This is a genomic window from Sphingopyxis terrae subsp. terrae NBRC 15098, from assembly GCF_001610975.1.
GTDB classification, from domain to species: domain Bacteria; phylum Pseudomonadota; class Alphaproteobacteria; order Sphingomonadales; family Sphingomonadaceae; genus Sphingopyxis; species Sphingopyxis terrae_A.
On the sequence record NZ_CP013342.1, the window covers coordinates 3,453,476 to 3,476,833 of the forward strand.

23 protein-coding genes and 2 tRNA genes are annotated in these 23,358 nt (G+C 63.4%); 14 read left to right on the forward strand and 11 right to left on the reverse strand.

The features are described 5' to 3' along the window. Window positions 1-120: 120 nt before the first annotated feature. On the reverse strand, window positions 121-495 hold the full coding sequence (locus tag AOA14_RS16420) for a glycine zipper 2TM domain-containing protein (protein ID WP_062902567.1): 375 nt from the start codon (window positions 493-495) through the stop codon (window positions 121-123). Window positions 496-853: 358 nt separating this feature from the next. Between AOA14_RS16420 and AOA14_RS19925 the strand changes: the two genes are divergently transcribed. The 3 genes from AOA14_RS19925 (at window position 854) to AOA14_RS16425 (ending at window position 2,409) form a co-directional block, all read left to right on the forward strand. Further along, the gene (locus AOA14_RS19925; RefSeq protein WP_202988308.1) at window positions 854-1,120 is read left to right on the forward strand and encodes a hypothetical protein; all 267 of its coding nucleotides are present in this window, start codon (window positions 854-856) and stop codon (window positions 1,118-1,120) included. A gap of 189 nt (window positions 1,121-1,309) precedes the next feature. Continuing rightward, entirely contained in the window at window positions 1,310-1,543 is a 234-nt protein-coding gene (locus AOA14_RS20305) for a DUF4172 domain-containing protein (RefSeq protein WP_322787182.1), read from the forward strand. A 68-nt stretch (window positions 1,544-1,611) separates the two neighbouring features. Continuing rightward, on the forward strand, window positions 1,612-2,409 hold the full coding sequence (locus AOA14_RS16425) for a Fic family protein (protein ID WP_322787183.1): 798 nt from the start codon (window positions 1,612-1,614) through the stop codon (window positions 2,407-2,409). Window positions 2,410-2,546: 137 nt separating this feature from the next. On the opposite strand, the gene AOA14_RS16430 is transcribed toward AOA14_RS16425, so the two are convergent. Together AOA14_RS16430 and AOA14_RS16435 are read right to left on the reverse strand one after the other, a co-directional pair. Continuing rightward, window positions 2,547-3,770 carry a tyrosine-type recombinase/integrase gene (locus tag AOA14_RS16430; RefSeq protein ID WP_238929683.1) on the reverse strand — a complete coding sequence of 408 codons (1,224 nt, stop codon included), beginning with the start codon at window positions 3,768-3,770 and terminating at the stop codon, window positions 2,547-2,549. Between the two features lie 159 nt (window positions 3,771-3,929). Then, window positions 3,930-4,016: transfer RNA gene (locus AOA14_RS16435), tRNA-Tyr, on the reverse strand. A 79-nt stretch (window positions 4,017-4,095) separates the two neighbouring features. Between AOA14_RS16435 and rlmB the strand changes: the two genes are divergently transcribed. Then, window positions 4,096-4,863 (forward strand): 23S rRNA (guanosine(2251)-2'-O)-methyltransferase RlmB, encoded by a 768-nt coding sequence (gene rlmB, locus AOA14_RS16440; protein ID WP_040589946.1) that lies wholly within the window; start codon window positions 4,096-4,098, stop codon window positions 4,861-4,863. A gap of 96 nt (window positions 4,864-4,959) precedes the next feature. On the opposite strand, the gene AOA14_RS16445 is transcribed toward rlmB, so the two are convergent. Next, on the reverse strand, window positions 4,960-5,277 hold the full coding sequence (locus AOA14_RS16445) for a 2Fe-2S iron-sulfur cluster-binding protein (protein ID WP_003043571.1): 318 nt from the start codon (window positions 5,275-5,277) through the stop codon (window positions 4,960-4,962). 99 nt (window positions 5,278-5,376) lie between these two features. On the opposite strand from AOA14_RS16445, the gene AOA14_RS16450 reads away from it, so the two are divergent. Next, window positions 5,377-5,994 (forward strand): DNA-3-methyladenine glycosylase family protein, encoded by a 618-nt coding sequence (locus AOA14_RS16450; protein ID WP_003043574.1) that lies wholly within the window; start codon window positions 5,377-5,379, stop codon window positions 5,992-5,994. A gap of 121 nt (window positions 5,995-6,115) precedes the next feature. Here AOA14_RS16450 and tig read toward each other — a convergent pair whose 3' ends face one another. Both tig and AOA14_RS16460 read right to left on the reverse strand, forming a co-directional pair. Next, complete coding sequence (tig, locus tag AOA14_RS16455) at window positions 6,116-7,702, reverse strand: trigger factor (protein ID WP_062902569.1); 1,587 nt, start codon at window positions 7,700-7,702, stop codon at window positions 6,116-6,118. Between the two features lie 88 nt (window positions 7,703-7,790). Beyond that, window positions 7,791-7,875: transfer RNA gene (locus AOA14_RS16460), tRNA-Leu, on the reverse strand. 169 nt (window positions 7,876-8,044) lie between these two features. Here AOA14_RS16460 and AOA14_RS16465 point away from each other — a divergent pair. Together AOA14_RS16465 and AOA14_RS16470 are read left to right on the forward strand one after the other, a co-directional pair. Then, on the forward strand, window positions 8,045-8,254 hold the full coding sequence (locus AOA14_RS16465; RefSeq protein WP_062903227.1) for a hypothetical protein: 210 nt from the start codon (window positions 8,045-8,047) through the stop codon (window positions 8,252-8,254). 60 nt (window positions 8,255-8,314) lie between these two features. Beyond that, entirely contained in the window at window positions 8,315-10,009 is a 1,695-nt protein-coding gene (locus AOA14_RS16470; protein ID WP_062902570.1) for an amidohydrolase, read from the forward strand. 37 nt (window positions 10,010-10,046) lie between these two features. On the opposite strand, the gene gatB is transcribed toward AOA14_RS16470, so the two are convergent. The 4 genes from gatB to AOA14_RS16490 form a co-directional block, all read right to left on the reverse strand. Continuing rightward, window positions 10,047-11,513: an Asp-tRNA(Asn)/Glu-tRNA(Gln) amidotransferase subunit GatB gene (gene gatB / locus AOA14_RS16475; RefSeq protein WP_062902571.1), complete on the reverse strand. Its 1,467-nt coding sequence runs from the start codon at window positions 11,511-11,513 to the stop codon at window positions 10,047-10,049. A gap of 97 nt (window positions 11,514-11,610) precedes the next feature. Further along, entirely contained in the window at window positions 11,611-13,092 is a 1,482-nt protein-coding gene (gatA, locus tag AOA14_RS16480; protein ID WP_062902572.1) for an Asp-tRNA(Asn)/Glu-tRNA(Gln) amidotransferase subunit GatA, read from the reverse strand. A 127-nt stretch (window positions 13,093-13,219) separates the two neighbouring features. Continuing rightward, window positions 13,220-13,522, reverse strand: coding sequence for an Asp-tRNA(Asn)/Glu-tRNA(Gln) amidotransferase subunit GatC (gene gatC / locus AOA14_RS16485; protein WP_058811578.1), 303 nt, complete (start codon window positions 13,520-13,522; stop codon window positions 13,220-13,222). A 101-nt stretch (window positions 13,523-13,623) separates the two neighbouring features. Beyond that, window positions 13,624-15,402, reverse strand: coding sequence for a DUF4153 domain-containing protein (locus AOA14_RS16490; protein WP_062903228.1), 1,779 nt, complete (start codon window positions 15,400-15,402; stop codon window positions 13,624-13,626). Window positions 15,403-15,481: 79 nt separating this feature from the next. Between AOA14_RS16490 and AOA14_RS16495 the strand changes: the two genes are divergently transcribed. The 7 genes from AOA14_RS16495 to AOA14_RS19420 all read left to right on the forward strand — a co-directional run bounded on the left by AOA14_RS16495 (window position 15,482) and on the right by AOA14_RS19420 (window position 22,880). Next, the gene (locus tag AOA14_RS16495) at window positions 15,482-16,771 is read left to right on the forward strand and encodes a DUF3089 domain-containing protein (RefSeq protein ID WP_062902573.1); all 1,290 of its coding nucleotides are present in this window, start codon (window positions 15,482-15,484) and stop codon (window positions 16,769-16,771) included. Between the two features lie 58 nt (window positions 16,772-16,829). After that, window positions 16,830-17,288 carry a Holliday junction resolvase RuvX gene (gene ruvX / locus AOA14_RS16500; RefSeq protein ID WP_062902574.1) on the forward strand — a complete coding sequence of 153 codons (459 nt, stop codon included), beginning with the start codon at window positions 16,830-16,832 and terminating at the stop codon, window positions 17,286-17,288. A gap of 41 nt (window positions 17,289-17,329) precedes the next feature. Next, window positions 17,330-17,680 carry a DUF1294 domain-containing protein gene (locus tag AOA14_RS16505; RefSeq protein ID WP_202988309.1) on the forward strand — a complete coding sequence of 117 codons (351 nt, stop codon included), beginning with the start codon at window positions 17,330-17,332 and terminating at the stop codon, window positions 17,678-17,680. Between the two features lie 13 nt (window positions 17,681-17,693). After that, the gene (locus AOA14_RS16510) at window positions 17,694-18,689 is read left to right on the forward strand and encodes an aspartate carbamoyltransferase catalytic subunit (RefSeq protein ID WP_062902575.1); all 996 of its coding nucleotides are present in this window, start codon (window positions 17,694-17,696) and stop codon (window positions 18,687-18,689) included. Next, window positions 18,680-19,894: a dihydroorotase gene (locus tag AOA14_RS16515; protein ID WP_062902576.1), complete on the forward strand. Its 1,215-nt coding sequence runs from the start codon at window positions 18,680-18,682 to the stop codon at window positions 19,892-19,894. The genes AOA14_RS16510 and AOA14_RS16515 overlap by 10 nt, the downstream gene beginning before the upstream one ends. A gap of 108 nt (window positions 19,895-20,002) precedes the next feature. Beyond that, entirely contained in the window at window positions 20,003-21,394 is a 1,392-nt protein-coding gene (locus AOA14_RS16520) for a peptide MFS transporter (RefSeq protein ID WP_082819980.1), read from the forward strand. Between the two features lie 31 nt (window positions 21,395-21,425). Next, window positions 21,426-22,880 (forward strand): tetratricopeptide repeat-containing sulfotransferase family protein, encoded by a 1,455-nt coding sequence (locus tag AOA14_RS19420; RefSeq protein ID WP_202988310.1) that lies wholly within the window; start codon window positions 21,426-21,428, stop codon window positions 22,878-22,880. Window positions 22,881-22,900: 20 nt separating this feature from the next. On the opposite strand, the gene AOA14_RS16530 is transcribed toward AOA14_RS19420, so the two are convergent. Then, complete coding sequence (locus AOA14_RS16530; RefSeq protein ID WP_062902578.1) at window positions 22,901-23,272, reverse strand: tRNA-binding protein; 372 nt, start codon at window positions 23,270-23,272, stop codon at window positions 22,901-22,903. Window positions 23,273-23,358 lie beyond the last annotated feature (86 nt).

Sequence of the window (23,358 nt, forward strand, 5' to 3'; positions counted from 1 at the left end):
AGAAGCTGCCGGCGACGAGACCGCTACGCTAGGCACGGCAGCAACGCATGATGACTTGCGAACGAGCTTCATGCCGACCCATCGGCGTGGCTGGCCGCCCGCTCGGCTTCGCCTATCGGTTCAGCGACACTTCAGCTCCCCGCGGTCAATGGCGCGGCCCAGCAGCCCGCCGCCTGCAGCGCCGATGATCGTTCCTACGGTCCGGTCGCGCCCGCTGGCGAGCTCACGTCCCAACAATGCGCCGACCGCAGCGCCGATAATGAGACCGGTTGTTCCGTTGTCGCGTCGGCAATAATAGCGCCCATCCCGGCCGCGCCACACACGATCGCCGCGCGACAGTCTGCGCGGCTCATAATATCGTCCGTTGCTGTCGTAGAGGCTGCGCTCCTTGGCACGTTTGCCATGGGCCGGCGCCCAGGGCGGAGGTTCGGCAAGAGAAGGTGTTGCCGGCGCTACCAGGCTACCGAGCAGAACTGCTGCAATAATCTTCTTCATACTTCAGCTCCCAATCGAGCAAGGCGGGTATCTGCCCCGGACGAGCCGGGCTGTGCTTCGTTGAAGCTAGTACCCGACAAACGTAACACCGAACGCGCACGCCCGACCATTTTGCGATGGTCCTGCAACGGCCAATCCGCCGATAGGTTGCCAGCAGCCGAATGCCTTGTCCCAAGCGGCAGATGGGCACGGCGATACAAGCTGAGGCCGCGTGTTACGGTCTATCGAAAGCAGCCAGGACCGGTCAGACGTCCCTTGAGGCTTCGCTCTGACATCGATCGTCGATGCTTTGAATGCGCCGGTGGGACGACAATCCTGACGATTTCTGGTAATTTCCTCGCCACGGTATCAGCATTGAATGACCATTAGGGTGGGGACGAAGCGGATGACGGAAAATTTTGGAGCGCTAGTAGGCTGGGCCCATCATGATGCGGGCGACAAGATCATGCTCCGGCTCGAGAGCGTCAAATCGTCAGAAGCCGCAAGAAAGCACGATCCTGATCTTAGCCGTTTTGTGATGACGAAGCAGCAAGCTGCCATTCTTGGCAATTACCTCATTCAGATTTCCGGACTGTCGCCGCATCATCATGGAAGGCGCGGATGGGCTCGGCGCCTTTTCGGCTGATGGCCCCTCGGTCTTTCGGCATGCGGCAGGCTTCGATCTCTCTTATCTCGCGATCGCGGTAAGCTGGTGGCGACGATCCGCTGCCAGCGAAAGTCGGAGCCGCGGCGACGCCATCCTTGAGTGATAGAATCATCTCTTATAAATCATGTTATGACCTATTCTGATCGATAGAAGGGTATCTTATCGATCATGCGTTGGAATTGGCAGCAGCCCGATTGGCCGAATTTCAGCTACGATGCTTCGCGGCCGCGGAACCGTGAGGACCAGTTCCTGAAGGGCGCAGGCTTTCTGGTCGGCGCCAGGATCCACCTAGACGCGGATGACCGGCAACATCTCTCCATAGAGGTTATGACGCAGGAAGCCGTCGACAGTTTTGCGATCGGGGCGAGATACTCGACCGTGCCAGCGTACAATCGTCGGTAGCCAAATACCTAGGCGTCAAAGCCAACCATCACCGTGCCAATGCAGCAGAAGCAGGCGCCGCAGAACTGATGGCAAACCTTTTCCAGAGTTATCGCGAGCCGCTCAGCGACAAAATGTTGTTTCATTGGCATAGCTTGCTCATGAACGGCGGGCACGATCTCGCGGACATCGGTCGATACCGGACCCACGCCGATCCGATGCAGATCGTCTCAGGAAATCTGCACACGCCAAAGGTGCATTTCGAAGCACCGCCCTCGCTGGCGGTGCGGCAAGCGATGCGGGAATTTATCGCCTGGTTTAACACCAGCGGTCCAAGCAGCCATTCGCCCATAAGCGCACTGGCTCGGTCGGGTATTGCTCACCTGTGGTTTGAATCCATTCACCCTTTCGAAGACGGCAACGGACGTCTCGGTCGCGCCATTGCCGAAAAGGCGCTAGCTCAAGGCCTCGACGCGCCGGCGATTACCGCTCTTGCGGAGATGATCCAGCGGCATCGCAAAGATTATTACACGCAGCTTCAGCGAGCGAGCGTGCCGAACCGTATAGACGAGTGGCTCGACTGGTTTTTCGATATTGCCCTTGCGGCTCAACAACGCATGCTCGAGCGGGTTCACTTCCTGATTGCAAAAACCAAGCTGCTTGATCGTCTTCGCGGTCGAATCAACGTGCGACAAGAAAAAGCTCTTCTACGAATGTTCGCGGAAGGGCCGGATGGCTTCAGAGGAGGTCTGAGCGCCGCAAATTATCGTACATTAACAGGTGCGGCCACGGCGACAGCCACGCGAGACCTTGCTGAACTGGTGCTGCTAGGCGCGCTTCGAAAAGATGGGGAATTTAAGCACACCCGATATCGCCTGCGCACTTGAGGCGAGCAGGCGGACAAAGCCGACGCTCCGCCGCGAAGTAGAGCATAATGGCCTACAAAGGCTGCAGTTTGCGCGACCGCCGGCTGCGGTGTGATCCCGCCGACGCACGCCTAATCGAGGCTGCTTCCATTTGGTACCTACAGCATCGCCTCGGCAGGGCCTCCGGCACAATAGCTTCCCCACGCGTCCATCAGCCTGACGCGCGCGCCGGGCCGGCCCGGCGTACCAAGATAGGTTGTGCGCCGATAAGCCGCCTCCACGGCATCGGGTGTCTTGTGAGCCAGCGCCGCGTCTACCACCGCATCGGCGAAATCATCGTTCGCCGCCCAGTCGGTAAAGGTGGAACGGAAGCCATGGACATGGAAGGGCACCTCCATGTCGCGTAACACCTTTAGCAGGGTCATGTCGGACATCGGCTTTCCGGCCGCGCCCGGGAAAACGACATTTGTATCGGGAAGGCGAAAGGCATTCGCTTTGGCCAGCACCGCGAGAGCCGCGTCGGACAGCGGAACCATATGTGCCTTGCCCCGCTTCATGTGGTCGGCTGGAATTGTCCAGAAGCGCTCCTCAAGATCGAACTCCGCCCACGTCGCGAGCCGAACTTCCTGGCTGCGCACGCCGGTAAGGATGAGCAGTTCGAGCGCCAACCGTCCGAAAGTAGGCTTTCGCCGCAGGGTTGTGATGAAGTCGGGCAACGCGCTGTAAGGCATGGCCTTGCGATTCTCTCGCGATTTCACCTGACGGGGCAACCCTCGCCCGGCTTTCAGGCTTCCACTGCCCGACGGAGCTTCGGTAGAGCGCCAGCCTTTCGCGTTCGCATAATCGAGAACAACGCAGATACGGTTGCGGATCTGACGCGCCGTATCGGGAATCTCCTGCCAGATCGGCGACAACACCTCGATAATATCGGCGGCGGTGATTTGCCCGGTCGGAAGATCGCCCAATTTAGGAAAAGCGTAGCTCTCCAGAGCTGCGAACCACTGGCGCGCATAGATGGCGCTTTTCCAGCTGGCGGCATTCTCGCTATGATATTTGCGCGCCGCTTCGCGGAACGTCACCTTGGCGGCGGCTTCGGCCTTCCTCTCCGCCAGCACATCGCGTCCGTCGATCTTGACTGCCTTGCGAATTTCATGGGCTTTCAGCCGTGCCTCTATAAGCGGAAGCAGCTTGGCGCTGCCCAGGCCGATATCATGGCGTTTGCCGTCGCGTTGCAGCCGGAGAAGCCACGAGGCGCCTCCCCGCTTATCGACCTTCAGAAACAGCCCGTCACCGTCCTGATAGGTCCCAGGATTTCCCAATGCTGCCTTGACCGCCAAAGCTGTTAGCTTTTTCATAGGTTTAATCCAATTTTTTTCCCCCACACTTCATTTAGGGGTCGAAAAACCTTCCCCCACATTTTCCCCCAACTTTTTTTCGCGCTGCAGTGATATGGCATGGGATGCAGAGGACCGAAAAAGGGATAATACCCCAGCTTTTCTGCGGCTTCCAGCGATTTCAGGAGATGCCCTCGGACCGGAGGGTGGTGGACAGGGCTGGATTCGAACCAGCGTACGGGAAACCCGGGCAGATTTACAGTCTGCTGCCTTTAACCACTCGGCCACCTGTCCATGGGGTCCGCGTTGGGAAGCGGTCCAATGGCGAAAGGAGTCTTGCCTGTCAATGGCAGTCATGGGAAAGGCCGCCGCTATGAGACAATTTTCCCGTCATCGCCGCCCACAGGGGCAGACTCCGCGCGGTCAGGGCGTCCGTTTCTGGGGACGCCACGCCGTTCTGGCCGCGCTCGCGAACCCCGAACGTCGCGTCAAGCGAATCTGGGGGACGCGCGAAGCGCTCGGCCAGCTCGATTTGCCGCCGGTTGTTCCCATCAGTTTTGCCGACGTTGCAGACCTAGCGCGGCTCGTCGCGCGCGATGCCCCGCATCAGGGGCTGGTGATCGAGGTCGATCCGCTCGACGAAATCTATCTCGGCGATCTTTTGCAGGACGAAGTCGATGCGGAGAGCAAGCGGCCGATCGTCGTCCTCGACCAGGTCACCGATCCGCACAATATCGGCGCGGTGCTGCGCTCCGCCGCGGCTTTCGACGCCGCCGCTATCGTCACGCAGGACCGCCACAGCCCGCCCGAAAGCGGCGTGATCGCACGCTCGGCATCGGGCGCGCTCGAAACCGTGCCGTGGGTTCGCGTCGTCAATCTGTCGCGGGCGCTCGAGGAAATCGCCGAAGCGCAATATTGGCGAATCGGCCTGACGGGCGACACCGAAACGACGCTGGGAGACACGCTGGACGGCAGCAAGGTCGCGCTGGTGCTCGGGTCCGAAGGCGACGGCATGCGGCACAATGTCATGGAACATTGCGACGTGCTGGCAAAGCTCCCCATCTCGCCGCGGATGGAGAGCCTCAACATCTCGAATGCTGCGGCGATCGCGCTCTACGCGGTCGCGACGGCTGGAGCCTGAGCCCATGAGCAGTCACCCCGGCGAAGGCCGGGGTCTCAACTTCGCGTTATAGCTGAACCGTCGAGATCCCGGCCTTCGCCGGGCTGACGAATGGAATCAATCTTCGGCGGCGATCCGCACCTTCAGCCCGTCGAGCGCGTCGCTGAACGGGATCTGGCACGACAGGCGCGAGGTGTCGTCGCGGTCGCTGGTCGAATCGAGCAGATCATTCTCGTCCTCGCTCATCGCCGGAAGCGCCGCGGCGTCGCCCGCCTCGACATGGACGTGGCAGGTCGCGCACGAGCAGCAGCCGCCGCACAGCGCGAGCAGTTCGTCGAAACCGGCGTCGCGGATATTTTCCATCACGGTCAGGCTGGTATCGCCCTCGATTTCATGTTCGGTTCCGTCGCGCGTCACGACAATCAGCTTGGCCATGCTCGTCCCCATAGTTTCGATTCGGCTGGGCTATGTCGTGCGTTGCGCGGCAAATCAAGCGTTGCTAATGACAGCATCCGGAACAAAAGGAGAATATCGATGGGGCTGTCGCAGGAGCAATTGAACGCCGGGATCGATGCGCTTGCGGCGCGCGAGCCCAATTTCGCGCGCGCGCTGGGCAATGCCGGCTATCCCGAACCGCGCATCCGCGAGCCCGGCTATACGACGTTGCTGCGTACCATCGTCGGCCAGCAGGTCAGCGTCGCAGCGGCAACCTCGATCTGGAACAAGCTGGAAGCGGGCTTCGGGGCGGGTTGCCCCGCCGAGGTGATGGCGGCCGCGGAGTTCGACGCCCTTCGCGCCTGCGGCCTCTCGGCGCAAAAGCAGGGCTATGCCAAAAGTCTCGCGCAACTCGTGCTCGATGGCGAGCTCGATTTCGCCGCCCTCCCTGCCGATGATGAAGAGGCGATCGCGCTGCTGACAAAGGTCAAGGGCATCGGACGCTGGTCGGCCGAAATCTATCTGCTCTTTGCCGAGGGGCGTCCCGACATCTGGCCCGCCGGCGACCTGGCGGTCCAGGAGGCCGTGGGCCGCATCCTCCGCCTCGACGCACGCCCGAGCGAGAAGCGCGTCCGCGAAATCGGCGAGGCATGGCGTCCCCACCGCGGCGCCGCCGCAATCTTCAGCTGGCATTGCTACAATATGGATGTGATTTAGCCACGCGGTCGGTCCCCCACCCTCGTCATTCCCGCGAAAGCGGGAACCGGGTAGCCGCGCCAAACAAAAAGGCCGGGCGGAGCCTCCTCCACCCGGCCTTCATTGTTTCATCGCCGCAGGATCAATCCTTGGCGGCAGCCTTTTTGGCCGGAGCCTTTTTGGCAGGCGCCTTCTTGGCGGCTGCCGGCTTTTCCTCGGCATCGGCCTTGGCCGCAGCCTTCTTCGCCGGCGCCTTCTTGGCCGGAGCTTCGGCCTTTTCGGCCTTGGCTTCGTCCTTCACCGCGTCCTTCTTGGCAGCGGGCTTTTTCGCGGCCGCCTTTTTGGCGGGCTTGGCGTCATGATCATGGTCGTGGCCACAGCCCGGACCATGGACGTGATCGTCATCGGCTTCGATCGCGGCTTCCAGCTCTTCGCGGGTCACTTCGCGATCGCTGATTTCCGCCTTTTCAAACAGGAAGTCGACGACCTTGTCCTCGTACAGCGGAGCGCGAAGCTGCGCCGCCGCGAGCGCGTCCTGCTGGACATATTCGACGAAGCGCTGGCGGTCTTCGGGGCGATATTGCTGCGCCGCCTGCATGACCAGACGCTGCATCTCCTGCGCGCTGACCTGCACGCCATGCGCCTGGCCGATCTCCGAGAGGAGCAGGCCAAGGCGGACGCGGCGCACCGCGATGCTGCGATATTCGTCGCGATCCTTTTCGAGTTCGGCCTTCGCCGCTTCGGGATCGGCTTCGTGGCTCGCTTCATGTTCGAGCTGCTGCCAGATCTGTCCGAATTCGGCTTCGACCATCGTCGGCGGCACATCGAAATCGTGGCTCGCGGCGAGCTGGTCGAGCAGCTTGCGCTTCATATAGGTGCGCGTCAGGCCATTATGTTCCTGTTCGACCTGGCCCTGCATAAGCTCCTTGAGCTTTTCCAAGCTCTCGAGGCCGAGCGACTTGGCGAACTCGTCGTCGATCGCGGTCTTGGCGGGAACCTTCACTTCCTTCACCTTCACGGCGAATTCGGCGGGCTTGCCCTTCAGATTTTCGACCGGATATTCGTCGGGGAAGCTGACCTTCACGGTCTTTTCGTCACCGACCTTCACACCGACGAGCTGATCCTCGAAACCGGGGATGAGCTGGCCCGAACCGATTTCGACCGCCATGTCTTCGCCCGTGCCGCCATCGAAGGCGACGCCATCGACGCTGCCGGCGAAGTCGATGATGACCTGATCGCCGGTTGCGGCTTTCTTGGTCTTGGGCGCCTCTTCGAAGCGCTTCATCTGCGCGGCGAATTCCTCGATCTTGGCCATCACGGCCGCATCGTCGGCCGCGACGGTCAGGCGCTCGAGCTTCAGCCCGTCGATCGACGGCGCCTCGATTTCGGGCAGCACTTCGAGCGCGACCGTCAACTCGGCGTCCTTGCCGCGTTCATAGCCGTCGTCCAGGCTGACGGCGGGCTGCAGCGCCGGACGAAGCTTTTCCTTCGTCATCAGATCGCGCACGCCGGCATCGATCGCCTTGTTCAGCGCGTCGGCCGACAGCGCTTCGCCGTGCATCTTGCGGATCAGGTTCGGCGGCACCTTGCCGGGGCGGAAGCCGGGCATGCGCACGGTCGGCGCGATCGCCTTGACTTCGTCATCGACGCGCGCGTCGATGTCCTTCGCGGTGATGGTCAGGCGATATTCGCGCTTCAGGCCTTCGTTCAGCGTTTCGACGGTCTTCATTGCCTTGGTCTTATCCTTGCTCAAAATCTCGTATCGCAAACCCGGCCCGAAAGCTGGGTTCTTCTATCCGACCTCGCTCTTACGGAAGTGGTGCGGGCGAAGGGACTCGAACCCCCACATCTTGCGATACTGGTACCTAAAACCAGCGCGTCTACCAATTCCGCCACGCCCGCATGAGCTGTCGGCCGGGTGCACGAATCCATGCGCTGTGCCGCGCACGCCCGTGCGGGCCGGGCGGGGCTATAGCAGACGCGTGGCCGAGGGCAAGGGCGGAAAGCCGCGATATTCCGTGAGCGGAACGATGAACGCGGCTATAGGTTGTTGGAGTCCAAGGAGACGATCATGACCAGCGGCACCAACAGCCTGCCTGACCCCCTTCCCAAGCCCAAGCCCGATATCATCGAGCCGCAGTCGCCGCCCGAAAGACCGGCGCAACCCACGCCACACGAAGACCCCGCGGGGCAGCCGCAGGAAATACCCGGAAGCCCCGGCGGCGGCGATATCGACGAGCCCGGCCGCGGCCCCGATGAAGCGCCGCCGCAGCACATTTAGTTTGCTAAGCGCTTGACCGTTCCCCTTCCCCGCCGCCAAGAAGGCCGGGGAGAGAGGGCTATGAAAAGGACCATTGGGGCGTTCGCGCTTTTCACCGCGCTGACCGCGCAGTCCGCTGGCGCGCAGGATCGTCCGACCATCTATCGCGGCGGACCGATTGTCACGATGGACGGCGACACGCCGCATCTGGCCAGGGCCGTCGTCGCCAGCGACGGCAAGATAATTTTCGTCGGCGATGAAAAGGGCGCACGCCGCGCCGCCGGCAAGGACGCCGTGATCCACGATCTCGCCGGTGCGACGATGCTGCCGGGCTTCGTCGATGCCCATTCGCATTTCGCCGTCGCGCTCCAGATGTCGGGCGGGCTCGACCTGTGGGACAAATCGCTTCCCCCCGTGACCGACATCGCCAGCCTGCAAGGCGTGGTCCGCGATTTCATAGCGCGGCGCGCCATTCCAAAGGGCGGCTGGGTGGTCGTGTGGCAATATAATGACGAAGCGCTGAAAGAGCGGCGTCATATCACCCGCGCCGAGCTCGACGCGGTATCGCCCGATCACAAGATCGTCGTGCTGCACATCTCGCTCCACGGGCTCGTCGCGAACAGCGCAGCACTCGCCGCGGCGGGGCTGTCGGACGCGAGCCAGCCGCCGCCGGGCGGGCTGATGTTGCGCGACGACGCCGGACGGCTGAACGGCGTGCTGCTCGAAAAGGCGATGTACCAGATGCTGCCCGCGATGCCGCAGCCGACGGCGGAGCAGAAGCTCGCGATGCTCGATGCGGCGCAGGCGCGCTATTTCGCCGAAGGCTACACCCATGCGCAGGACGGCGCGACCTCGCCCGCCGACCTGGGCTTTTTCACCAGCGATGCGGCCCGCGCGCGGCTCAAGATCGATCTGGCGCTGCTGCCCATCTACACCGGACTCGACGCGCTGCTCGCGAACCCCGACATCCGCTTCCGCACCTACCAAGGCCATGTGAAGATCGAGGGAGTCAAGTTCATCCTTGACGGCAGCCCGCAGGCACGCACCGCCTATTTCACGCGCGATTACGAACGCGGCAGCCCGAGCGGCGACCACCCGTGGCACGGGCAGCCGATCGTCAGCCAGGAAGAGTTCGACACGCTGGCCCGCAAGGTCAACGACCGCGGCTGGCAGATATTCGTCCACGCCAATGGCGACGCCGCGATCGACATGGCGATCAAGGGCTTCGATGCACTGGGGATCAAGGCCGCCGACGATCGCCGCCCGATTGTCATTCACTCGCAGTTCCAGCGCCCTGACCAATTGCCCGCCTATGTCCGCATCGGTGTCGGCCCGGCCTATTTCTCAAACCACACCTGGTATTGGGGTGACGTCCACCGCAGCAATTTCCCGAAGGAGGTGGTCGATTTCATCAGCCCCTTCCGTGCCGCGCGCGAAGCCGGCCTCATCGCGTCGAACCACAGCGATTTCAGCGTTACGCCGCTCGACACGCGCTTCATGCTCTGGACGTCGATGGCGCGCGTCTCCCCCACCGGCGTCGTCGCCGGCGCCGACCAGCGACTTGACGCCTATGAAGGATTGCAGGCGCTCACGACCGGTCCGGCGTGGCAGGTTTTCGAGGAGAATCGCAAGGGCCGCATCAAGGCCGGGCTGCTCGCCGACTTCGTGATCCTCGACAAAAATCCGCTGGCATCGCCGGCCGATGCCATCAAGGACATCAGGGTGCTGGAAACGGTGAAGGAAGGCCGGACGGTGTGGAAGGCGTCCGCCAACTAAGGGTGGCCGCCCTCCCCTACCAACATTGCCAGCGCCTTCAGGAAAGCGCCTTTTTCAGCAGCTCGTTCACGACCTGCGGGTTCGCCTTGCCCTGCATCGCCTTCATCGTCTGACCGACGAAGAAGCCGAACAGCGCTTCCTTGCCCCCCTTATACTGCTCGACCTTGTCGGCATTGGCGGCAAGAACCTTGGCGATTTCGGCCTCGATCGCGCCCGTGTCGCTCGTCTGCTTGAGGCCCTCGCGATCGACGATCGCGGCTGCGCCGTCGCCGGTTTCGAGCATCTTTTCGAAGACCTGTTTCGCAATCGTGCCCGAAATCGTGCCGTCGGCAACCAGGCCGAGCAGTTCGCCCGCCTGCGCCGGGGTCACCGGGCAATCGCCGATGTCCTTGCCGAGACGGTTTAGTGCGCCGAACAGCTCGCTGGTCACCCAGTTCGCCGCCGCCTTGGGCTCGGCGCCGGTTTCGAGCAGCGCGTCGAACCAGCGCGCGTTTTCGACCTCGGCGGTCAACACGTCGGCATTATAGGCCGAAATGCCCAGCCCCAGGTAGCGCGCGCGCTTGGCGTCGGGCAGTTCGGGCAAGCTGGCGCGGCACTCGGCGAGGAAGTCATCGTCGAGTTCGAGCGGCAACAGATCGGGATCGGGGAAATAGCGATAGTCGTGCGCGTCTTCCTTCGACCGCATTGTGCGCGTCGTTCCCGTGTCGGGGTTGAAGAGGCGCGTTTCCTGGTCGACCGTGCCGCCGGCCTCCAGCACCTCGACCTGGCGCTTTGCTTCATATTCGATCGTCTGCATGACGAAGCGCACCGAGTTCACATTCTTGGTCTCGGTGCGCGTGCCGAATTCGTCGCCGGGCTTGCGGACGCTGACGTTGACGTCGGCGCGCATCGAGCCTTCTTCCATATTGCCGTCGCACGATCCGACATAGCGCAGGATCGCGCGCAGCTTGCGGACATAGGCCCCGGCCTCGGCGGGCGAGCGCATGTCGGGCTTCGACACGATTTCCATCAGCGCGACGCCCGAACGGTTCAAATCGACGAAGGACATCGTCGGATGCTGGTCGTGCATCAGCTTGCCGGCATCCTGCTCGACATGGATGCGTTCGATGCCGATCACCTTGTCGGCGGCGATTCCGGCCTTCTCATCGGCCTCGATATGCAGCGAGCCTTCGCCGACAAGCGGATGATAGAGCTGTGAAATCTGGTATCCCTGCGGCAGATCGGCGTAGAAATAATTCTTGCGGTCGAAGCGCGACCATTTGTTGATCTGCGCATCGATCGCCATGCCGGTGCGCACCGCCTGGCGGATGCACTCGCGGTTCGGCACCGGCAGCATCCCCGGCATCGCGGCGTCGACGAGGCTCACCTGCGTGTTCGGCTCGGCCCCGAACGCCGTCGCGGCGCCCGAGAACAGCTTGGCGTTGGAGGTGACCTGCGCATGGACCTCGAGGCCGATCACGACCTCCCACTCGCCGGTTTCGCCCTTGATGCGATAATCAGACATCTTCGTTCCTTCTTGTATCCCCGCGAAGGCGGGGATCCAGTGCGGGGCAGCGCTAGGCCGCTCTGGGCTCCCGCCTTCGCGGGAGCACACCGCTAAATCACCACCACTTCTCCGCCCGCGCGGTGAAACCCGCGCGTTCCTCGATCGCCAGCCCGGCGTTGAGTACGCCCTGCTCGTCAAAAGCCTTGCCGATGATCTGCAAGCCGAGCGGCAGCCCTTCGCGGTTCAGCGCCGCGGGGACCGACATCGCAGGGAGGCCGGCGAGGCTCGCGGGCACCGCGAATACGTCGTTCAAATACATCGACAGCGGATCGGCGGTCTTTTCGCCCAGACCGAACGCCGCCGACGGCGCGGTCGGCGCGAGGATCACGTCGCACGTCTCGAACGCAGCGGTAAAGTCGCGCGAGATCAGCGCCCGCACCTTTTGCGCCTGCGTGTAATAGGCGTCGTAGAAGCCCGCCGAGAGCACATAGGTGCCGATCATGATGCGGCGCTTGACCTCGGGACCGAAGCCGTCGGCACGCGTCGCGGCGTACATGTCCTGCAAGCCCGCACCCTGCGGCAGATCGCGCAAACCATAGCGCACGCCGTCATAGCGCGCGAGGTTCGACGAGGCCTCGGCCGGCGCGATGATATAATAGGTCGGCAGCGCATATTTGGTGTGCGGCAGGCTGATCTCGACGACCTCGGCCCCCGCATCCTTCAGCATCGCGATGCCGGCGTCCCACATTGCGTCGATCTCGGGATCGATGCCCTCGAGGCGATATTCTTTCGGAATACCAACCTTTTTGCCTTTGAGATCGCTCGACAAAGCCGCTTCCCAATTGGGCACGGGCAGGTCGAGGCTGGTCGCATCCTTCGGATCAAAGCCCGCCATATTTTCGAGCATGATCGCGCAGTCGCGAACATCGCGCGCCATGGGTCCCGCCTGGTCGAGAGAGCTGGCGAAAGCGACGATGCCCCAGCGCGAGCAGCGGCCATAGGTCGGCTTGATCCCCGAGATGCCGGTGAAGGCCGCGGGCTGGCGGATCGAACCGCCGGTGTCGGTCCCGGTCGCCGCAGGGCAGAGCCGCGCCGCAATCGCCGCCGACGATCCACCCGACGATCCGCCCGGCGCAAGCGCGGCATTGCCGCCGTCGTTGCGCTTCCACGGGCTGATCACATTGCCGAAATAGCTCGTCTCGTTCGACGAGCCCATCGCGAACTGGTCAAGGTTGAGCTTGCCGAGCATGCCGCAACCTGCGTCCCACAATTTCTGGCTGACGGTCGATTCATAGCGCGACACGAAGCCTTCGAGCATATGGCTCGCGGCGGTCGTCTGGACGCCGTTCGTCGCGAACAGATCCTTCATGCCGATCGGCACACCCGACAGCGGTTTCAGCGTCCCGGCGGCGCGGTCGGAATCGGCGGCCTTCGCGGCCTCGATCGCGCGGTCGGGCGTTTCCACGATGAAGGCGTTGAGCGCCTTGGCCGCGGCGACGTTCGCGTTGAACGCCTCGGCCACTTCGACGGCCGAAAAATCACCCGCGCGGTGGCCGTCGCGAATTTCTGCAACGGTGAGATTCGTAAGATCTGTCATTTCCCAAACCCGCTCGTGCTGAGCCTGTCGAAGCACCGTTCTTCATTTTTCGAACGGTGAAGAGAAGAACCGCCATTCCCCCGGACTTGATCCGGGGTCAGGGCAAACGGAAAAAGAGCAAGGCGTATCATTCGATCACCTTTGGCACGCCAAAGAAGCCGTGCTGCGGTTCGGGCGCATTGGCAAGAATATCGTCGCGTCGGCCCCCGCCGGTCAGCGGGTCGGCATCAACCACATCGTCGCGCAGGCGCAGCGTGTTCGGGATGACGGCGGTCATCGGCTCGACGCCGGTCACATCGACCTCGCCCAATTGCTCGACCCAGCCGAGGATACCGTTGAGTTCGCCTTCCATCGCCGCCGCTTCGTCATCGGTGATGGCGATGCGCGCGAGCGACGCAATTTTCCGGACTGTTGCTTGATCGATTGCCATGTCTGTCGCCTTATCGGGAGAAGCAGCGCCGCTAGCACCCTCGCCGCACCGCATCAACTATGATCCTGACCGCCGCGGCGCGGCTAGATCCAGTGACGCCCCTATTCGAAATTGCCGCCCACGGCTTTGCCGCCGACGAAAAGCTGCCGGCGCTGAACCGTGCGCAGTTCGACCGGCGCCTTGACCAGATCGTCGATTGTCAGCGCCGTGTCGCCGCGCGAGGGGCTACCTTCGAACGCATAATTCTGGCTCCAGCGGCCCTTGGCGTCGCGTTCGAGCATCATCACCCGCGCTTGTCCCCGTCCGATTACCGCCACGCGCTGATCCGACAGCCAGTAGAGAATACAGGGTGCATCGCGGCACCATTGCTGATCCTCGATCGCATTCTCGACCTCCGGAATCAGGGTCCGCCCGGCCGGCAGGACGCGAACCTTGTCGGCGAGCGGCGTTGCGCGATAGGCGACTTCCGCCGCATCGCCGTCATCGCCGGGGCCCAAGTCCCAGCGGTTCTTCGCGCTCATGGCGATTTTCGCGCGGTTCGCGCGTGCCTTGTCCGGCGACTTGGCGAGACGCGCCAACGCCTGCCGCCCGCTCGGCCCGAAATCGAACGCCAGCGCCGCCCAGTCGAACTTGTCCGCACCGACCTTGCCGCTTTCCAGTCGTGCAAGCTGATCGCGCGTTGCGATCGCGCCGAAATCGACGATAGGAAGCGCCAGAAAACCTGCAAGCAGGACCAGCCCGATCGCCAATTTCTGTTGCAGCGGCCGCAACAGATCGTCGAAATCATGCCGTCCCCGGACGACCGACCACAGCCCCGATATGCCATAGGCGACGGCGATTACCGCCGCGATCACGCCCCACAGCCGCTCGGGCGTCCAGCCATATTGGAGCACGCGCAGGTGCATCGAATAAAAGGCAATGACGGCGAGCGGCAGAACCACCGCGACCAGCGCCGCCGCCGCGACGTGCAGCAGCAGGTTGCCCGCACGCTCTTCGCGGCCATTGCCGATCGCCGCATTCGCGAGCAACACGGCAAAGGCAGCCGCCGCCATCATCAGCGCCGCAGTCGAAAAACCCGATCGCCACAAGGGTTGCAGGCCCGTCCCGACAAGCGACAGCAAAAAGATCAGCAACGCCGCGGCGAGCACCGGGGCGAGCACCGAAAGCACGATCATCACCAGTCGCTGCAGTGTCGCGACGAGCTTGTCGCGTTCACGCAGCAGCCCCACCGCGCCGCCGAACGCCGCCCCTGCGAGCATCCATCCGAACCATTCTCCCCGCAGCAGTTCGCGGATCAGGTCGATGCCGATCAGGTGGAACATTTCGCCGATCAGCACGGTGAGCAGGAAGGAAAGGCCGACGAACGCCAGCGATGCCGCCCCGATCACCGCATCGGTCCAGGCGTGGCTGTGCAGCCTGTCGTAGGGCATCTGCCACAGCTTCCAGAACCGTCCGTCGGGCGCGACGTCACGGCGCGTCTGAAAGAGCGGCGTTGCGACCAGGACCGCCAGCAGCCCCGACCAGAAGGGCCATTCAAAGGGCGAGGCATCGAAATTATAGCCTGCCCCGTTCCACACGATCAGCGCCATGATCGCGCCCCACAGGAGCGCGAAGCCCGCGGCCCAATGCACGCGGCGGATTTCCATGCCGAGCGTGAACACCAGCGTTGCGACCGCGACGAAGGTCGCGAGCGCCATTCGCCAACGGTCAAGCGGATCGCCATAGTCATGGTCGACGCAGGCGTGGAAAAGCAGGCCCGCGGTCGCGCAAAGCGCCGCCATGACCCAGGGGCGCTGCGGCCACGGCGGGTCACTGTCGTCGAGGCGAGTGGAAAGCATGGGCGAATCGGGCGCGGCGCCGCTAGCGATGCTGTCGGTCATGCCCCACATCTGGGCTTGTTTGATGGCGCCGCGCAAGCCAGATAGCACACCCATATCTCCCGCCGCATGGAGCCCCGACTTGGCCCGCAAATTCCTTTATTTCATCGCCGCGATCATTCTGATGATACTCGGTGTCGGCATTGCCTATCAGCTCAATCCCGGCTGGTTCGGCCGCGTTGCCTTCGTTCCGAACACCGAATTCAAACCGCAAGCGGCGGTGGCGGCCAACGCCTATGACGATCCCAAAATGTGGATCGCCCGCCCCGGCCTGCCCGACGACCCGTCGGCCTGGCGTCCGCCCGCTGCCGAAGCGGAGGCCGGAGGCGGCGAAGGCGAGGCAAGTGCCCCTGAACCGGGCGCGCGTCAGCTGATTGCGCCGGCAAAGGCGGCCGAAACAGCGGGAGCCGCACCGATCGCGCCGCTCGGCGATGCCGCGGTCTTTTTCGTCCACCCGACAAGCTATTACAGCAAGGCGAACTGGAACGCGCCGCTGGGCGATGCCGACGCCGATTATCGCGCCACGCTGTTCGTGCGGGGCATGGCAAGCGCATTCGGCGATGCGGGCGCCATATGGGCGCCGCGCTATCGCCAGGCGACGCTCGGCGCGTTTCTGGCCCAAGACCGCGTCACGGCGGGCAAGGCGATCGACGCCGCCTACCGCGACGTCGAACAGGCATTCGACGCCTTTCTCGCGGCGATCCCCAAGGACAAGCCGATCATTCTCGCGGGCCATAGCCAGGGCGCGCTGCATCTGACGACGCTGCTGAAGAACCGTATCGCGGGCACGCCGCTCGCGAAGCGTATCGTGGCCGCCTATGTCATCGGCTGGCCCATCAGCCGCGATACCGATATGGCCGCGCTTGGCCTGCCCGCTTGCGACACGCCCGATCAAAAAGGCTGCATTCTGTCATGGGCAAGCTTTGCCGAGCCCGCCGATACGTCGATGGTCACCGGCGCCTATGATGGCACGATCGGCTTCGACGGGCGGCCGCGCGCCGGCACGCGCATGCTCTGTACCAACCCGCTCACCGGCACGCCCGATGCCGCCGCAGGACCGGAGGCGAACATCGGCACGCTCAAACCGTCCGATGGCTTCCGCAAGGGCGAGCTCATCACCGGCAAGGTTGGCGCCAAATGCGACGACGATCGCGGTTTCCTGATGATCGGGGACGCCGACGCGGCGCAGCATTTCGTCGTTGCGGGCTATGTGCTGCCCGGCAACAATTATCATGTCTATGACATCACCCTATTCTGGGCGAACGTCCGCGCCGATGCGCTGCGGCGTCTCGCTGCGTTCGAGGGGAAGGCGTCGCCGGTGTCGCCCCCGGCAGCGCCGGTTGCGGCGACGACGCCCAGCTCTAAATCCTAACATCGTCATTGCTTCGCTTCGCTCGCAATGACGCGGCTTTAGGGTTAAGGGCAGCCCGATGATTACCACCGCCGCCTCCGATTTTGCTGCCGCCCTGCCCCGCGGCGGCCGCCTGATGGGCCTCGATGTCGGGACCAAGACGATCGGTGTTGCGCTGTGCGACGCGGGGTGGAGCTTCGCAACGCCCGACAAGACGATCGTCCGCAAGAAATTCACGGTCGATCTGGAGGCGCTCAAGGCGCTGGTCGCAGCACAGTCGGTGGTCGGCATCGTCGTCGGCTTGCCGCTCAATATGGACGGCAGCGACAGCCCGCGCACCCAAAGCACCCGCGCCTTCGCCCGCAACCTCGCGCCGCTTGCGCTACCTCTGTTGCTCTGGGACGAGCGCTGGTCGACCGCCGCGGTCGAGCGTGCGATGATCGCGGCCGACGTCAGCCGCGCCAAGCGCGCCGAGCGCGTCGACAGCGCGGCCGCCGCCTTCATCCTGCAGGGCGCGATCGACGCGCTGGTGCGCTGACTTTAACATTTCGCGGGTATTTTGCGGTTATACGGCCGAAAATGACCGCCTATATTCTCTATTGGCTGATCGCCGCCAACCTGATCGCTTTTGCGCTGATGGTAATCGACAAGCAGCGCGCCGACAAAGGGCTCTGGCGCATCCGCGAAGCGACGCTGCTGGACTGGGCAAGGATCGGCGGCGCGATCGGGACCGTCGCGGCGTCACGCCTCGTTCGCCACAAGACGCGCAAACAGCCGTTCGCCGACGATATGCATTTTCTGTTCGCGATGGAACTCGTGCTCCTGGCCTTGTGGGCGCTCGGCCTCTTCGATCCGCTCCTGTCCGAAGCGGCAAGCAAAGTCGGTCCCTCCCTGTCTACGGCGCTTGCCTATTTGCGCGCTGCAACCTAAAGGCTCGGCTTTAATGACAAGCGCAACTCCTCGACCCGCCAGCGACTATCCGCCCGGCGGCGATGCCTTTCGCCATCGCCACCTGACCGGCATCGCCCAGCTCACCCCGTGGGAGATTTCCTACATCCTGGATGCCGCCGAAGAGTGGGTCGAACTCAATCGCAGCGGCGCGGCGAAGCATGACGACCGGCTCAAGGGGCTGACGATCATCAACGCCTTTTTCGAAAATTCGACGCGCACCCTTTTGTCGTTCGAGATTGCGGGCAAGCGCCTCGGCGCCGATGTCGTGAACATGCACGCCGCACAGTCGAGCGTGAAGAAGGGTGAGACGCTGATCGACACGGCGATGACGCTGAATGCGATGCGCGCCGACGCGATGGTGATCCGCCATGCGTCGTCGGGCGCGGTGCAGCTGATTGCCGACAAGGTCGATTGCCCGGTGCTCAACGCGGGCGACGGGCGCCACGAACATCCGACGCAGGCGCTGCTCGATGCTCTGACCATCCGCCGCCGGCTCGGACGCGTCGAAGGGCTGACGATCGCGATCTGCGGCGACGTATTGCACAGCCGCGTCGCGCGTTCAAACATCCTGGCGCTCACTCTGCTCGGCAATGAGGTGCGCGTCGTCGCGCCGCCGACGCTGACGCCGCCCGCGATGGAACGGATGCATGTCGCGACCTTCACCGACATGGACGAGGGGCTGAAAGGCGCAGACGTCGTAATGATGCTGCGCTTGCAGAACGAACGCATGGACGGCGCCTATCTGCCGAGCGCGCGCGAATATCACGCGCTCTACGGCCTGACGCCGCAGCGGCTGGACAAGGCGAAGCCCGATGCGATCGTCATGCACCCCGGCCCGATGAACCGCGGGGTCGAGATCGACAGCAATGTCGCCGACGATCCCGCGCGCTCGACGATTACCGAACAGGTCGAAATGGGGGTAGCGGTGCGCATGGCCTGCCTCGACATATTGACGCGCCGCAAGCGGGAGGTGCCGGGATGGAACTGAAGCCCCTTCTGATCGCCAATGCGCGCCTGCTCGGCGGCGAACCGGGTAGCCTGCTGGTTGCGGGCGGCCGCATCGCGGCGCTGAACCCGTCGGAAACGCCGGAGGGCACCGAAACGATCGACGCCAAGGGCCAATGGCTCGCCCCCGGCATCATCGATTTCGGCGTCTTCGCGACCGACAAGCCGGCCTTTCACTTCGGCGGCATCACGCGCGCGGCGCTGATGCCCGACAGCGGCCCGCTCGACGGCGCGGGTCTGGTCGAACGCGCCGCGAAGGGCGGCAAGCCCGACCTATGGGTTCACCCGCTCGCCGCCGCGACCAAGGGCCTCGCCGGCGCCGAACTCGCCGAGATCGGCCTGATGCAGCAGGCGGGCGCGCGCGCGGTCGCCACCGGACGCGCACGCATCGCCGATGCCGGCGTCATGCGCCGCGTTCTGTCCTACGCCGCGTCGCTCGGCCTTACCGTTATCGCTCATTCCGAGGACGAAGGGCTGACCGCCGGCGCGGTTGCGACCGATGGCGAGATGGCGACGCGGCTCGGCCTTGCCTCAGCGCCCGCGATCGCAGAGGCGATGGCGATCGCACGCGACATCATGCTTGTCGAGGAAACCGGCGCGCCGATCCACTTCCGCCAAGTCACCACGGCGCGCGGGCTCGAAATTGTCCGCGCCGCCAAGGCGAAAGGCCTGCCCGTCACCTGCGGCATCACGCCCGCCCACCTGTTCCTGTCGGACACGGCGATCGGCGATTTCCGCACCTTTGCCCGCCTGTCGCCGCCGCTGCGCAGCGAGGATGACCGGCACGCCTGCCTATCCGCCATCGCCGACGGCACGATCGACGTGCTCGCGTCGGGCCACGATCCGCGCGGCCCCGAAGACAAGCGCCTGCCCTTCGCCGAAGCGCTCCCCGGCATGGCGGGCGCCGAGACGTTGCTCGCGATGGGGCTGCAACTGGTGCGCGACGGTCATGTCACCCCGGCGCGCCTGTTCGATCTCCTCGCCGCGACGCCGGCGAAGTTGCTCGGGCTCGACGCGGGGATGCTGACGGTGGGTAGTGATGCCGACCTGATCCTGATCAACGAGGGCGCGCCGTGGCAGGTCGATGCGAAGCGGATGGCCGCCTGGGCGGGCAACACGCCCTTCGACGGCATGCCGGTGCAGGGCCGCGTCACCGCGCTATGGAAGGGCGGCCAGCGGATTCGCTGACCGCTCCACCGCGCCGGGTCGCAGGAGAGCCCGCCGCCGTTCGTCGATTGTGTCTGGAAAGTTTCATTTGCAACATTAGGGTCGCCCGAAATTTCGGGGAGTGACCATATGACGATTGCCGAGGCGACGCCGGATTTCGAAGAGGGCATGGACCGCGCCGACCGCGCCTTTCTGGGCCATCCCAAGGGACTCGGATATCTGGCTTTCGTCGAAGGGTGCGAGCGTTTTTCCTATTATTCGATGCAGACTTTGCTCGTCCTTTACATGGTCAAATATCTGCTGCTGCCCGAACATGCGAGCGGGGTCTTCGGACTGGAATGGTTGCGCGGCTGGTACGGCGGGATCGACGGCCAGCCCTTCGCGTCGAAGATTTTCGGCGATTATACCTCGCTCGTTTATCTGACCCCGATCGCCGGCGGCTTCATCGCCGACCGCTGGCTCGGGCGGCGCGCGACGTTGATCGCCGGCGGCCTGATCATGGCGATCGGTCATTTCCTGATGGCGTTCGAGGGCGCCTTCCTCTTCGCCCTGCTCGCGCTGATCGTCGGCGTGGGACTGTTCAAGGGCAATATCGCGAGCCAGGTCGGCGAACTTTACAAGCCCGGCGATCTGCGCCGCGCGATGGCGTTCCAGATCTTTTACATCGCGATCAACGTCAGCGTCATCGCCGCGCCGCTGATTTCGGGTACGCTGGGCGAAAAGGTCGGCTGGCACTGGGGGTTCGGCACCGCGGGCGTGGTGATGGTCATCGGCCTGATCCTCTATATCATGGCAGGACCGTGGCTGCCTGCCGACAATCGGCCTGCGAAGGGCGCGGCTGCGAAAGCGAGTGAACCGATGTCGCGGCAGGACTGGCTGCGCGTCGTCGCGGTGCTGACGCTGGTGCCGGTGATGGCGGTCGCGCTGCTCACCAATCAGGAAATCTTCAACGCCTATCTGGTCTGGGCCGATCAGCATTTCCAGCTCACCTTCTTTGGTGAGACGCTGCCGACGAGCTGGATGATCACCATCGACGCGGCGGCGAGCTTCTCGATGCTCGCCGCGGTCGCCGCCTTCTATGTCTGGTACGGCAAGCGCCACCGCGAACCCGACGAGTTGGGCAAGATGATCATCGGCAGCGTCTTCACCATCGCCGGCGGACTCTGCCTCGTCATGGCGGCGGCGACGCAGGGTGACGGCAAGATCGGGCTGTTCTGGCCCGTGATGTTCCATCTGCTCAACAGCGTCGGCTTTGCGCATATCCTGCCCGTCAGCCTCGCGCTGTTCACCAAGCTGGCACCGAAGGCGCTCAACGCGACGATCGTCGGCATTTATTACCTCGCCTTCTTCGGCGCGAACAAGATCGTCGGTGAGGTCGGCACTTGGTATTCGTCGATGCCGACGACCAGTTTCTGGCTGTTCCACGTCGCAACCGCCGCGGTCGGGCTGGTCGCGTTTATCCTCTTCAAGCTGTTCCTCGCGAAAAGGCTGATGGGTGGACCCGTTAAGCATGTGAGTTGAGCCCGGCATGTCGTCGACCAACCTCACACGCATGCGGACGCTGCTCTCTCAAGGCCGTTTTGCGGAGGCGGAACTTCAGGCACGAGATATGCTGGCAACCTCGAACAATGCGTATGAAGCACACGCATTGCTCGGACAATTCGCAGCGCGTCGTGGCGAAACGGCGTTGGCCCTGTATCACCTTGACCGGGGCACGCCGCCAGGTGAAGCACCTCACCCGGATCTGCTCGCTGCGCGCGGCGCTGCACTTGCCCGCGCCGGGCAATACGAACTGGCGGCGATGCAGTTAACGGCAAGCATAGACGGGAGCAGCGACCCGCTTGGGGTATTGCTCCGCTTAGGTTGGGTATTCGAAAGGCTTGATCGATTCGACGATCTCCGCGCAATTTTGGAGAGGGCCGACAAACTCGCCGCGCAATTGGGGCAGGATATCTCAGTTAGGACTGCGATTCTGAAGATGCGCACGGACGAATGGGAAACGGCGCTCGACATACTCGACCGAGCAAGTTCGATTTCCGGATCCGACAGGTTGGCACGCGGTCGACTGCGGGATCGCGCGGGCCGTTACGACGATGCGTGGGGAGATTTTGTCGCCGGCAAAGCGGAGATCGCGGCCTCAGAGAAGTTATCATATCCTGCTGCTCGCCTGACGGCACATCACGATCGAGTCATCGATATATTTTCAGCAGACTTTATCAATGCATTGCCCCGCGCACCGAAGAATGATCGCTTGCCTCAGCCGATCTTCGTCACGGGGCCGCCACGGTCGGGCACGACGCTTTTCGAACAGCTGATAAGCGCTGATCAAATGGTCAGTGCGCGTGGCGAACTTCCCTTCGCGTTCCATCTCGTTCAACATATTTCTACGCAGTTCGGCAGCTATCCCGATGGCTTGGCGTCGCTCGGAAATGTTACGAAAGATCGCTTGGCTGTCGCGCTTCGCGACCTCTATTCAGGACTAGCCTCCGCCGACGCAGATACGGCTCAGGCGCCACACTTCGTAGATAAAATGCCGTTCAACGAACAGTTTTTGCCTCTTCTCACGATGGCGTTTCCGGAATCGCCGTTCATAGTGATGACTCGCCATCCCCTCGACGTTGTCGTTTCAATGATGTCGCATCATCTGACGCATGGATATAATTGCGCACTCAACCCACTCGATGCAGCACATCATCTCGCGGCTATCGATAGACTTACCGCACATTGGGAAGCTGCCGGGTGCCTGCTGTATCGTCAGTCATATGAGCAACTGGTCGCCGATCCAGTAACAGCCGGAGAGCGGCTCAGCGTTGCAACCGGCCTCAGCTTTCCCGCGGCCAATTCCGTCGAAGTTACTTCAACGCCCGCAACGCCCAGCTATGCGCGCGCGCGCGGCCCGATTAGCAAAGATGCGGTGTTTCGCTGGCGAAACTATGGACATCATCTAAGTGCTGCGATGCCGATTATTGCGCCTCTGGTCGCGCGCCACGGATACGAACTTGATTGAACATATTGTGTTAAGCTCATTCAGAACAGCCGAGCTCCATCGGGTACCACACGATCGGGAGCAAAGAGGATCACCTCGCCCGCCGCGTCGGCGAAACCCAGCGTCAGCACTTCGGACATGAACTTGCCGATCTGGCGCGGAGGAAAGTTGACGACCGCCGCAACCTGCCGACCCGGCAAATCCTCGAGCGCGTAGCGCGCGACGATCTGCGCGCTGCTCTTCTTGATACCGATTGCGGGGCCGAAATCGATTTTCAGCTTGAACGCCGGCTTGCGCGCTTCGGGAAAAGGCTCGGCCGCGACGATCGTGCCGATGCGGATATCGACGCAGAGGAAATCGTCGAAGGCGATGGGCTCCGCAGCGGGGGCTGCGGCGTCGTGATTCAGGTGCATTCCAACTCTCCGTCATTCCCGCGCAGGCGGGAATCCAGCTTCCTCACTGCCTTAGCTGGATTCCCGCCTGCGCGGGAATGACGAAA

Bases quoted from the DNA above. Each gene is read 5' to 3' on its own strand.
- AOA14_RS16420 (WP_062902567.1), bottom strand. From the start codon at position 495: ATGAAGAAGATTATTGCAGCAGTTCTGCTCGGTAGCCTGGTAGCGCCG.
- AOA14_RS19925 (WP_202988308.1), top strand. From the start codon at position 854: ATGACCATTAGGGTGGGGACGAAGCGGATGACGGAAAATTTTGGAGCG.
- AOA14_RS20305 (WP_322787182.1), top strand. From the start codon at position 1,310: ATGCGTTGGAATTGGCAGCAGCCCGATTGGCCGAATTTCAGCTACGAT.
- AOA14_RS16425 (WP_322787183.1), top strand. From the start codon at position 1,612: ATGGCAAACCTTTTCCAGAGTTATCGCGAGCCGCTCAGCGACAAAATG.
- rlmB (WP_040589946.1), top strand. From the start codon at position 4,096: ATGAGACAATTTTCCCGTCATCGCCGCCCACAGGGGCAGACTCCGCGC.
- AOA14_RS16445 (WP_003043571.1), bottom strand. From the start codon at position 5,277: ATGGCCAAGCTGATTGTCGTGACGCGCGACGGAACCGAACATGAAATC.
- AOA14_RS16450 (WP_003043574.1), top strand. From the start codon at position 5,377: ATGGGGCTGTCGCAGGAGCAATTGAACGCCGGGATCGATGCGCTTGCG.
- tig (WP_062902569.1), bottom strand. From the start codon at position 7,702: ATGAAGACCGTCGAAACGCTGAACGAAGGCCTGAAGCGCGAATATCGC.
- AOA14_RS16465 (WP_062903227.1), top strand. From the start codon at position 8,045: ATGACCAGCGGCACCAACAGCCTGCCTGACCCCCTTCCCAAGCCCAAG.
- AOA14_RS16470 (WP_062902570.1), top strand. From the start codon at position 8,315: ATGAAAAGGACCATTGGGGCGTTCGCGCTTTTCACCGCGCTGACCGCG.
- gatB (WP_062902571.1), bottom strand. From the start codon at position 11,513: ATGTCTGATTATCGCATCAAGGGCGAAACCGGCGAGTGGGAGGTCGTG.
- gatA (WP_062902572.1), bottom strand. From the start codon at position 13,092: ATGACAGATCTTACGAATCTCACCGTTGCAGAAATTCGCGACGGCCAC.
- gatC (WP_058811578.1), bottom strand. From the start codon at position 13,522: ATGGCAATCGATCAAGCAACAGTCCGGAAAATTGCGTCGCTCGCGCGC.
- AOA14_RS16490 (WP_062903228.1), bottom strand. From the start codon at position 15,402: ATGACCGACAGCATCGCTAGCGGCGCCGCGCCCGATTCGCCCATGCTT.
- ruvX (WP_062902574.1), top strand. From the start codon at position 16,830: ATGATTACCACCGCCGCCTCCGATTTTGCTGCCGCCCTGCCCCGCGGC.
- AOA14_RS16505 (WP_202988309.1), top strand. From the start codon at position 17,330: ATGACCGCCTATATTCTCTATTGGCTGATCGCCGCCAACCTGATCGCT.
- AOA14_RS16510 (WP_062902575.1), top strand. From the start codon at position 17,694: ATGACAAGCGCAACTCCTCGACCCGCCAGCGACTATCCGCCCGGCGGC.
- AOA14_RS16515 (WP_062902576.1), top strand. From the start codon at position 18,680: ATGGAACTGAAGCCCCTTCTGATCGCCAATGCGCGCCTGCTCGGCGGC.
- AOA14_RS16520 (WP_082819980.1), top strand. From the start codon at position 20,003: ATGACGATTGCCGAGGCGACGCCGGATTTCGAAGAGGGCATGGACCGC.
- AOA14_RS19420 (WP_202988310.1), top strand. From the start codon at position 21,426: ATGCGGACGCTGCTCTCTCAAGGCCGTTTTGCGGAGGCGGAACTTCAG.
- AOA14_RS16530 (WP_062902578.1), bottom strand. From the start codon at position 23,272: ATGCACCTGAATCACGACGCCGCAGCCCCCGCTGCGGAGCCCATCGCC.